The sequence below is a fragment of the Sphingobium soli genome (assembly GCF_020782245.1).
GTDB classification, from domain to species: Bacteria; Pseudomonadota; Alphaproteobacteria; order Sphingomonadales; family Sphingomonadaceae; genus Sphingobium; species Sphingobium soli.
Genome location: NZ_JAJGNP010000006.1, coordinates 200447 through 211679, shown reverse-complemented (window position 1 = coordinate 211679; position 11233 = coordinate 200447). Strand labels below are relative to the sequence as shown.

General features: G+C 61.3%; 8 protein-coding genes. 6 read left to right on the top strand and 2 right to left on the bottom strand.

What is annotated here, in order from left to right; genetic code table 11:
* From LL253_RS10315 to LL253_RS10305, 3 genes are all read left to right on the top strand, one after another.
* The coding region (locus tag LL253_RS10315; protein WP_228227136.1) for a hypothetical protein at positions 1 to 205 on the top strand (205 nt) is incomplete at its 5' end.
* A gap of 21 nt (positions 206 to 226) precedes the next feature.
* The gene (locus tag LL253_RS10310) at positions 227 to 814 is read left to right on the top strand and encodes a hypothetical protein (protein WP_228227135.1); all 588 of its coding nucleotides are present in this window, start codon (positions 227 to 229) and stop codon (positions 812 to 814) included.
* Between the two features lie 53 nt (positions 815 to 867).
* The gene (locus LL253_RS10305) at positions 868 to 1149 is read left to right on the top strand and encodes a hypothetical protein (protein WP_228227134.1); all 282 of its coding nucleotides are present in this window, start codon (positions 868 to 870) and stop codon (positions 1147 to 1149) included.
* Between the two features lie 9 nt (positions 1150 to 1158).
* Here LL253_RS10305 and LL253_RS10300 read toward each other — a convergent pair whose 3' ends face one another.
* A complete protein-coding gene (locus LL253_RS10300) occupies positions 1159 to 1350 on the bottom strand; it encodes a hypothetical protein (protein ID WP_228227133.1) in 192 nt (63 codons plus the stop codon).
* Positions 1347 to 4268, bottom strand: coding sequence for an excinuclease ABC subunit UvrA (gene uvrA, locus LL253_RS10295; RefSeq protein ID WP_228227132.1), 2922 nt, complete (start codon positions 4266 to 4268; stop codon positions 1347 to 1349). The genes LL253_RS10300 and uvrA overlap by 4 nt, the downstream gene beginning before the upstream one ends.
* Positions 4269 to 4735: 467 nt before the next feature.
* Between uvrA and LL253_RS10290 the strand changes: the two genes are divergently transcribed.
* From LL253_RS10290 to LL253_RS10280, 3 genes are all read left to right on the top strand, one after another.
* A complete protein-coding gene (locus LL253_RS10290) occupies positions 4736 to 7816 on the top strand; it encodes a calcium-binding protein (protein ID WP_228227131.1) in 3081 nt (1026 codons plus the stop codon).
* A gap of 232 nt (positions 7817 to 8048) precedes the next feature.
* Positions 8049 to 9818, top strand: coding sequence for a hypothetical protein (locus LL253_RS10285; RefSeq protein WP_228227130.1), 1770 nt, complete (start codon positions 8049 to 8051; stop codon positions 9816 to 9818).
* A 76-nt stretch (positions 9819 to 9894) separates the two neighbouring features.
* Entirely contained in the window at positions 9895 to 10713 is an 819-nt protein-coding gene (locus tag LL253_RS10280; RefSeq protein WP_228227129.1) for a phosphotransferase family protein, read from the top strand.
* The last annotated feature ends 520 nt before the right edge of the window (positions 10714 to 11233 follow it).

Here is an 11233-nt window from a genome sequence, read left to right as displayed (position 1 = left end):
CTGTCTCGCAGCCATACTGGCCACCGTCAGGCAGAAAATCCACTTATCTCAATGTTTAGTTTTGCCAGGCCACCTCTGTGTGGTGGCAGATTTTGGGTTCCGAAGGGATCAATCTTTATGGCGACTACGCACTTTGGCAGGGCTAGCAGATGTTCTCGTTGTATTCTTTTCTTGGTCTTCATCTGTTTTCGTCTTCGTGTTATGAACTGCTGCTCAGGAGGTTCTGATGAAGATAACGCGCTCGAGAATCAGAAACTTAAATCTGTATGTTCACCCCGATTTGCAGAGCCAATTCGTCCGAGTTGTATCGTCATTTGAAGGACTTGGCGAGAAAGCTTTGAGCCGGATTGGTTTGGATTCTGCGCTTGCTGATGGCGAATCTTATTTACCACCAGCAGTTGGTCGGTTTTCAAGGTTCAATGCTGAAGGGAAATGGGTTCCTTTGCGCGACCAGCCAAAAGAGCGTCGATACATCCGAACGATCCATTGGAAGTGGAAGCAATGGGTTGGTCGCGACCAAACGGAAGATATGGAAGATTCGCGCGATATATACAGGCTTTGTTACCCAAGGAATTTGATAGAGCCACCGGCTGAGGAAGTCTTCGGATTTCCTGTAGATGCAGTCACGAACGCAGCAACTGAGGCTGTAGCGATGCCTGCTGAGGCGGATAGGCTTTTGCACCAAGTAAATTTGATGTTGGAGTTATTTGGGTCATGTGAAGTGTACGAGCAGACGGTACCTCTGCATCCCTTGCTACGACTCACAGAAGGTGGGTGTTTCTACCTCAGGGTCCATATAAAGTTGGAGATATAAGCAGATCCATCAGTTCTAATTTATCGAGATTGAGTGATGGAGATAAGATTATATTGAAAGACAGGCAGGATTTTCTGACTGGGTTAGAGCCGCAGGAGGTTGCTCAAGGATTAGGTGGATTTGGCGATTATCTCGCGTATGTTTTCCCGCAATTTGGTCGAGTTGTGTTAGAGAGTCTTAGGCGTGATAATGCGATCTATGTCTTTAAAGGAAAATGGGAATCATTTTCTCGGTTAACCAAGAGGCAAATTATTGATGCGAATGTGCATGACGCTCGAGTATTGCACACCAAAGGCTGGCAGGATCGGTTGATGACTGTGTTGCATAATAACTAAGGCGGCGGATTACGCCGCCGCCACAACCTCTAGCCCAAGCAGGGGTGCGAGATAACGCCCGGTAAAGCTCTCCGGCGCCTCCACCACCTTCTCCGGCGTGCCCTCCGCGACCATCTCACCGTCCTTGACGCCTTTCGATTGATCGCGTTCGACCATCCCTCGGACGGTCTCGGCGCTATCAAATGTTGAGGAACCCGTCATTCTGCGGCCTCGATCTTCGGCTGGGCCAAAAGGGGGGCAAGGTAGTGGCCGGTAAAGCTGCGCTTCTCCTTCACCACCTTCTCCGGGGTGCCTTCCGCGACGACTTCGCCGCCCTTGACGCCGCCTTCCGGCCCCATGTCGATGATGTAATCCGCGGTCTTGATGACGTCGAGATTATGCTCGATCACGACCACGCTGTTGCCCTGATCGACCAGCGCGTGGAGGACTTCGAGGAGTTTGCGGACGTCCTCGAAATGGAGGCCGGTGGTGGGCTCGTCCAATATGTAGAGGGTGTTGCCGGTGGCGCGGCGCGAGAGTTCCTTGGCGAGCTTGACGCGCTGGGCCTCGCCGCCCGAGAGGGTCGTCGCCTGCTGGCCAACCTTGATATAGCCGAGGCCGACTTCGGCGAGCATCGCCATCTTGTCGCGGATGGGGGGGACGGCCTTGAAGAATTCCACCGCATCCTCGACCGTCATGTCGAGCACGTCGGCGATCGACTTGCCCTTGAACTTCACCTCCAGCGTCTCGCGATTGTAGCGCGCGCCGTGGCACACGTCGCAGGTGACATAGACGTCGGGGAGGAAGTGCATCTCGATCTTGAGCACGCCGTCGCCCTGGCACGCTTCGCAGCGGCCGCCCTTGACGTTGAAGCTGAAGCGACCGGGCTTGTAGCCGCGCGCCTGCGCTTCGGGGAGGCCGGCGAACCAGTCGCGGATGTTGGTGAAGGCGCCGGTATAGGTCGCCGGGTTGGAGCGCGGGGTGCGACCGATCGGCGACTGGTCGATGTCGATCACCTTGTCGCAATGTTCGAGGCCTGTCACCTTGTCATGCGGGCCGGCGATGATGCGCGCGCCATTGAGCGCACGGGCCGACGCGGCGTAGAGCGTGTCGATGGTGAAGCTGGACTTGCCCGATCCACTGACGCCGGTGATGCAGGTGAAGGTGCCCAGCGGGATGGACGCGGTGACGCCGGTGAGGTTGTTGGCGCGGGCGTTGTGGACGGTGAGCTTCTTGCCCGTGCCTTTGCGGCGCTTGGCCGGCACGTCGATGCGGCGGGTGCCGTTCAGATAATCGGCGGTGAGGCTTTTCTTGTTCTTGAGCAGTTGCTTGAGCGTGCCTTCCGCGACGATGGTGCCGCCATGGACGCCCGCGCCCGGCCCCATGTCGACGATATAGTCGGCGGCGCGGATCGCATCCTCGTCATGCTCCACGACGATGACGCTGTTGCCGAGGTCACGCAAGCGCTTCAAGGTGACGAGCAGGCGATCATTGTCGCGCTGGTGCAGGCCGATCGAGGGTTCGTCGAGGACGTAGAGGACGCCCGAGAGGCCGCTGCCGATCTGGGAGGCGAGGCGGATGCGCTGGCTCTCGCCGCCCGACAGGGTGCCGGACGTGCGGTCGAGGTTGAGATAGTCGAGGCCGACATTGTTGAGGAAGCCGAGGCGCTCGACGATTTCCTTGAGGATGGCCCTGGCGATCTGGTTCTGTTGCTCGTTCAATTGGGCGGGGAGGGTGGAGAAGAAGCCCAGCGCGTCCACTACCGAGCGGCGTGTGGAGATGGAAATGTCCTCGCCCGCGATCTTCACGGCCAGCGCCTCAGGCTTCAAGCGGGCGCCGTGGCAGGTTTCGCAGGGCTGGGCGCGCTGATATTTGGAGAGTTCCTCGCGCATCCAGGCGCTGTCGGTCTGGAGCAGGCGGCGGTTCAAATTGCCGATGACGCCTTCAAACGCCTTTTTCACCTCATAGCTTTTGCGGCCGTCCTGGAAACGCAGCGTGACCGACTTGCCGCCGGTGCCGTATAGGATGATGCGCTTCGCCTCGTCGGGCAGGTCGGTCCAGGGCGTGTCGAGGGAGAAGCCGAATTCCCTGGCGAGGGAGCCGAGCACCTGCATATAATAAGGCGAGGGCGGGTTGGATTTCGCCCAGGGGACGACCGCGCCTTTCTTGAGGCTGAGGGCTTCGTTGGGGACGACCAGTTCGGGGTCGAACTCCTGCCGCTCGCCAAGCCCGTCGCAGGCCGGGCAGGCGCCCATGGGGGCGTTGAAGGAGAAGAGGCGCGGCTCGATCTCGGGAATCGTGAAGCCGCTGACCGGGCAGGCGAATTTTTCGGAAAAGACGATGCGGTTGGCGGGGACGCCCGCGCCCTTCATCTTCTTGTCGGGGGAGGCGGCTTCGTCTTCGCGGCCGGGAACGACGCCATCGGCCAGATCGACATAGGCGAGACCGTCCGCCAGCTTCAACGCCTGCTCGAAACTGTCGGCAAGACGCGTGCCCATGTCCGGGTCGACGGCGAGGCGGTCGACTACGACTTCGATGTCATGCTTATATTTCTTGTCGAGCGCGGGGGCGTCTTCGATCAGATACATCTCGCCGTCGATGCGGACGCGGGTGTAGCCCGCCTTCTGCCACTCCGCCAATTCCTTGCGATATTCGCCCTTGCGCCCGCGCACGACGGGGGCGAGCAGGTAGAAGCGTGTCCCTTCGGGCAGCAGCATCACGCGGTCGACCATCTGGCTGACCGTCTGCGCGCTGATGGGTTCGCCGGTGACGGGCGAATAGGGGATGCCGACCCGCGCCCAGAGCAGGCGCATATAGTCGTAGATTTCGGTGACGGTCGCGACGGTCGAGCGCGGATTGCGGCTGGTCGTCTTCTGCTCGATGGAGATGGCGGGCGAAAGGCCCTCGATATGCTCGACATCGGGCTTCTGCATCATCTCCAGGAACTGGCGCGCATAAGCGGAGAGCGATTCCACATAGCGGCGCTGTCCTTCGGCATAGATGGTGTCGAAGGCGAGCGAGGATTTGCCCGAGCCCGACAGGCCGGTGATGACGATGAGGGAGTCGCGGGGCAGATCGACGTCCACGCCCTTGAGATTATGCTCGCGCGCACCGCGGACGGAAATGTGAGTAAGGCTCATGGGGCGGGATTGTTCCAGATTTGTTCTGATCGGGCAAGATACTTGGGAGATGGCGATCCGAGGTGCGGTCGGCAAGGCTTAACCTTGGCGAAGCGCCTATGCTCTGCCCAGGCAGATGACCGTAATTGTCATGGCTGTTCGCCGCCAGTGCAGAGAAAAATGCTTGTCGAACCGAGTTTTAATCTGCTCTTTGCGCGTGGGGTGCCACGAACAGCATCGTGGTCAAATGACAGGGGTGTTTCATGGCCATTGCCGACACGACGAAGCCGGTACTGACGTCGCTGAGTTTTCCTCAGACTGTGGACGTGACGAATGGTGGGAAATATGTGACCTTCACCGCCGGAGCAACCGACGTCGGGATCGGGGTTAGTCAAGTTTCAATCAGCTTCACAAAAAGTTGGCAAGACGGTTACAGCAACTCGTCGTATTTTTATACATATGACTCGAATGACAGCTTTTCAGACGGCATGTCCTCAAAAAGCTTTTTCATCGACGCCACTTCGGGAGCCGGCACATATACTATTGATCGGGTATATGTATATGACAAGGCAGGCAATTATTCCACTTACGATGTTGGCGACCTCGATGCGATGGGGATCGCGACCAGCTTCGAGATCGAAAGCATCAACGCCGCCGACACGACGAAGCCGGTACTGACGTCGCTGAGTTTTCCTCAGATTGTGGACGTGACGAATGGTGGGAAATATGTGACCTTCACCGCCGGAGCAACCGACGTCGGGATCGGGGTTAGTCAAGTTTCAATCAGCTTCACAAAAAGTTGGCAAGACGGTTACAGCAACTCGTCGTATTTTTATACATATGACTCGAATGACAGCTTTTCAGACGGCATGTCCTCAAAAAGCTTTTTCATCGACGCCACTTCGGGAGCCGGCACATATACTATTGATCGGGTATATGTATATGACAAGGCAGGCAATTATTCCACTTACGATGTTGGTGACCTCGATACGATGGGGATCGCGACCAGCTTCGAGATCGAAAGCATCAACGCCGCCGACACGACGAAGCCGGTACTGACGTCGCTGAGCTTTCCTCAGACTGTGGACGTGACGAATGGTGGGAAATATGTGACCTTCACCGCCGGAGCAACCGACGTCGGGATCGGGGTTAGTCAAGTTTCAATCAGCTTCACAAAAAGTTGGCAAGACGGTTACAGCAACTCGTCGTATTTTTATACATATGACTCGAATGACAGCTTTTCAGACGGCATGTCCTCAAAAAGCTTTTTCATCGACGCCACTTCGGGAGCCGGCACATATACTATTGATCGGGTATATGTATATGACAAGGCAGGCAATTATTCCGCTTACGATGTCGGCGACCTCGATGCGATGGGGATCGCGACGAGCTTCGAAATCATCGACACTCATGCTGCCGTGACGGCGACCGTGAATAGTCCAGCAGCCGTTGCGGAAGGTGTGAGCAGTTCCTTCACTCCCAGCCTCACCCTTCACGCCGTGGGCAACTATATCGGGCAGGTGTCGGTGACCTTCGATGCGGATAATTCTACCATTTCGCTCAAAGACGCGGATGTGCCGTCATTCAGCGGTAGCTATAGCATCGCTCAGTCGCCAGCAGGCGATTATGTCATTGAATTGCCAACAATCAGCATCGTCGATGATCTTGCGATTGAGGGCGACGAGGTGCTGGCGTTCAGGGTGTCCGCCAGTGGCCGGATTTTCGATTCCGGATCGGATAACGACATCATAAAGGTCACGATCAAGGATAATGATCGGTATGGCACCAACGCTGACGACATCATGGAGGGGGACGCCGGGAATAATCACTTTGTTGGTCTTTCGGGCGACGATCAGTTGTTCGGCGCCGCCGGCGCTGATCGGTTGGTGGGCGATGCCGGGGATGACCTTCTGGATGGCGGGCAAGGCTCGGACACGATGTTGGGCGGCCTGGGGAATGACATTTTCGTGGTCGACCAGACAGGCGACAAGGTTTTTGAGCTCGCCGGCGAAGGCTTCGACACCGTCAATACGAGCATCAGTTATGCATTGGCGGCCAATGTTGAATCGTTGCGGATCATTGGCGCAAAGGGCGCGATCGATGCGCATGGCAATGGCGCGAACAACTGGCTGAACGCCGTGTGGGTCGATGTCGCGCCGGCCGCGGGCACGCAAATCCGGCTCTATGGCGAGGGTGGCGACGATAATCTGCTCGGTTCGCGTTATGGCGACCTGCTGGATGGCGGCACGGGTGCAGACAAGATGACCGGGGGCGCTGGCAATGACACCTATGTCGTCGACAATGTCGGGGACATGGTGGTCGAAAAGGCCGGGGCGGGTTTTGACACGGTCAATAGCAGCATCAGCTACACTCTGGCGGCGAACGTGGAATCGCTGCGACTGATCGATGTCACTGGCGCTGTCGACGCGCATGGCAATAACGGCAATAATTGGCTGAACGCGCTCTGGGTCGATGCCGAGCCGGCGGCCGGCACGATGATCCGGCTCTATGGCGAGGGCGGCAATGATAATCTGATCGGTTCGCGCTACGGCGACCTGCTGGATGGCGGGACTGGCGCGGACAAGATGACAGGTGGCAATGGTAATGACACCTACGTTGTCGATAATGCCAGTGACATAGTGGTCGAAAAGGCCGGGCAGGGATTCGATACGGTCAATAGCAGCATCAGCTACACGTTGGGCGCCAACGTCGAATCCCTGCGGCTGATCGACGTGACTGGTGCGGTCGACGCGCATGGTAATGGCGCGAAAAACTGGCTGAACGCGCTTTGGGTCGATGTCGAGCCAGCGGCAGGGACGATGATCCGTCTCTATGGCGAAGGCGGCGACGATACGCTGATCGGCTCGCGCTATGGCGACCTGCTGGATGGCGGGGCGGGGGCCGATCAAATGACGGGCGGCGATGGCAATGACAGCTATGTGGTTAATGACGCGCGCGATGTGGTGATCGAGAAAGCCGGGCAGGGCTTCGACACCGTCGATGCCAGCGTGAGCTATAATTTGTCGGCAAATGTGGAATCGCTGCGCTTCATCGGAACCACGGGGGCGGTCACGGCGCATGGCAATAACGGCAATAACTGGTTGAGCGCGATCTGGGTCGATGTCGAGCCGGCCGCCGGCACGATGATCCGCCTGTATGGCGAGGGGGGCGATGACCGGCTGACGGGGTCGCGCTATGGCGACCTGCTCGATGGCGGCGCGGGTTCGGACATGCTGAGGGGCGGAGGGGGCCGGGACCGCTTCCACTTTGGCGATCGGCTGGATGCCGCGACCAATGTGGACACGATCCTGGACTTCCAGAAAGGCATCGACAGGATCGAACTGGACGATTCCGTGTTTGCCGGGCTGGACCTTGGCAAGCTGGACGCGAGCGCGTTTGTCGCCAATGCCACAGGGGTAGCGACATCGGCAGACCAGCGCGTCATCTACGACACTGACAGCGGGCAGTTGTTCTACGATGCGGACGGGTCGCTGGGCGGCGCGGCGGTTTTGTTCGGCATTGTCACGGGCCATCCGCCGCTGACGGGGGCAGATTTCGTCGTGGTGTGATGCGGAGGGAGGACGACCGGCCTATCCAGACCGGTCGCCCTTCACCGATCCTGATGAGGCCAGGTTCGACAGAAGGACGCCCTTGGTCGGCTGCGTTCTGATGCGGTCAAAATCGCGCGACGCGAGCGTGAGACTGGATCATTCATGAACAAGGCCGCCACGGATCGTTCAGGACGGCTTGTGCATTGTCAGCGCACTTCATCATCCGGGGGGATGTAAAAGGAGATGCGCGATGCCGCCTTTGACTTTTCCCCGCCTGCGCTGGGCCGGGATCGGAACCATGGTCCTGGCTCTGTCCGCCTGCGGCGATCAACGGGCCGACGATACGGATTTCAGTCTGGCCGATAATGGCTGGATGGCGGCCTTGGGCAACGGCAGTGCGGGATTGCCGCCCCTGCCCGACGCCGAGCCGATGATGGTAGCGGATCAATCCGCGCCGCAGGCGCCTTACCGCGCGCCCCTGGTCGAGCAACTGCCGGCAACCGAACCGATTGCCTATGCGCAACCGCAGGGCGCCAGTGACTATGCCTGGATCGACCGGGCGGACATGTTTGCCCAAACGCTGGGCGATGCGCCGCCCGATTATGGCTTTGCCTATGACAATGGCGTTACGCCCTGGGCATGGCAAAGCAGCGACGACTATGTGCGCTATGCCGAGCCGATCGACGGCGGCTATCGTTATTATTATTATGAACCGGGCGCGGCGAGCCCCTGGTTGGTGAGCGATCCATGGTACAGCTATGGCTATCGGGACGATCGGTTGGTCGCGGTCTATGATCGCGGCGGTCGGGCATTGCCGTGGCGCGAGGCGCGAGCACGCGACGCCTATGCCGCGCGCTATCATGCGCGCGCGCGCGACATGCGGCGTGTGGCACGCGCGCGCGAACGTCAGCGGATTGAGGCGCGGCAATGGGCAGCGCAGCGCGCTGCGATCCGGCGCGACCGAGAACGCTGGCGCGAGGCGCGACAGACGCAAACGGCCTGGGCGCGCTATCGCGACAACCGAGCCGAAACGCGGGCGCGCCGGCACTGGGCAGCCGAGCGACAGGTGCGCGAGCGAGCAGCGGTGCGTTTCGCCAACTGGCAACGCGAGAATTTTCGGGGGGATGCGCCGCGCTTCTATGCCGAACAGCGGCGGGAGCGGCAAATGGTCGCGAGGCGTGCCCAGGCGCAGCGTCAGCGGCAGCAACGTGCCCAGGCGGAACGGCGGGTCGAACGGGCGCGTCATGACCGGATGCGTGATCGCCAGCAAATGCAGCAACGTCGGGCGCAGGCTGAACAGCGCGCGGAAGCCAGCCGTCGGCGAGCCGAGCAGCGGCAAGCGCAGGCCCAGCGGGCCGATCGCCAGCAACAGGACAGGCAGCGCGCGCGCCAATTGGCAGGGCAGCGCGAAGGTCGCGCGACCCAGCAGGGGCGAAGGACGGCGCAGCAGCGCCAAGTGCAACAGCGCAAAGTGCAACAGCGGCAGGCGGTGGAACAACGGCAGCAGCGCGCGGTCCGTCAGGCAGCGGCGCGGCAGCGGGCAACGCGCCAGCGCGAGGCAGAAGCCAGGCGGGTCCAACGTCAGCAGCGCGCACAAGCTCGGCGTTCGGCGCAGCAACAGGCTGCCGCCCGCACCGCGCGCGAGCAGGCGCAACAGGCGCGGGCAAAACGCGAGCAGGCCACGGTGCGGGCCGACCGTCAGGAGGCGCGGGCTCGGCAGAACGCCCAGCGGCAGCAACAGGCGCAGCAGCGAGAGGCGCGCCAGCAGCAGAGGCAACAGGCACAGCAGCGAGAGGCGCGTCAGCAGCAGAGGCGACAGGCGCAACAACGCCAAGCGCGCCAGCAGCAGAGGCAACAGGCACAGCAGCGAGAGGCGCGTCAGCAGCAGAGGCGACAGGCGCAACAACGCCAAGCGCGCCAGCAGCAGCGGCAGCAAGCGCAGCAGCGCCGGCCCGACGCATCGATACGGGTGGCTCAGGGCGGCGGCAAGCCGGGGCGGCCGCGGGGTGAGCGAGACTGATCCTTGCACGCCATAGCGCCGGTCCGTCGACAAACGGGCTGGCCAAGCGGCCGTCGAGCGGGCAGAGGGGCGGGCGATGCATGCGCCTGATCCTGCAACCTTCATCGCCGCGGGCGCGAGCGCGCAGGTGTATCGGCTTGAGGGCGGGCGGGTGCTCAAGCTGTTCCATGCCGGCATCGATCCGTCGATCGTCGCGCGGGAATATGCGATCGCGCGGGTGGTGCAGACGAGCGGCCTGCCGGTGCCGGCGGTGTTCGGCGAGACGCGGGTCGAAGGCCGGCAGGGGATCATCTATGCCGAGATGCGCGGCCCCAATCTGCTGACCTATATGGCCCGGCATCCGCATCGCGCGGCCTGGGCGCTGGAGCAGATGGCGCAGCTTCAGGAGCGCATCCAGCGCTGCCATGCACCGGCGCTGCGCAGCCGCAAGGCGGTGCTGGCCGAGGATATCGCCGCCGCCGACATATCCGAGCCACTGCGCGAAGCAGCGATTGCGCGGCTGGACCTGCTCAATGAAGGGGACCATCTGAGCCATGGCGACCTGCATCCCGGCAATCTGATCGTGACAGACGCGGGCGTTGGCGTGATCGACTGGTCGCGCGCGGCCTGCGGGACGATCGCCACCGATCTGGTGCGGACCGAGATGGTGATGCGCTTTGGCCCGGCGCGCGGAGGCGGCGACGTCGCGCGGGCGGAGGCGGTCATGCGGGACGCGGCGGCCGGATGGTATCTGCGGCGCTATCGTGCACGTACGGGGCTGGACAAGGAAGCACTGATCGCGTGGCGGGCGCTGGTGGCGCTGGCCTGGATGCGCCAGCGCGCGCCGGCGCGGGATGCGGCCTTTGCCGATTATGTCGCCCGAGCGCTGCGCGAGGCGGGGTTGCCGCCGCTTTAAGCAGTCGCGGGTGCGGGCCGTCCGCCCCCATGTCGTTGGTCGGCGCTGGCCCGCGCCTTGTCGACAGGAGACGCCGCCGGGCGGGACGCGGCGGCGGATCGTCGAAGGACGGCGGCGATGCACGGCCCGTCCGCTATGATCGATCATGTTAAGGCACGGTTCACCGCTAATAGCGTCGTCTGCCTTTTGACAGTTTACCCCGATCCGGAGTGCCCGACAGCGCCTGGATACGCCCCCGGCAATCCCTTGCGCCGGGGGCGTTTTCTTTATGCGGCGATTTCGTTACGATTCGCATATTCCCTTACGGTGCGCTGTCGTTCGCGGCGCTGGCCATGTCGTTCGTCGCGCCGTTCGTCCCCTGCCTGTCCCCCCTTTGTCGATGGTCGCGCCGTTCGCCGACGCGGCGTGCACCCGGTCGAAGCGGGCGAGCGACAGGCGGGCACTGGGCATAAAAGGATCAGGCGAACGGGAGAGGGCGCTTCAAACCCCATCCAGACCTCAAAGAAGCGCCGCCTGTTCG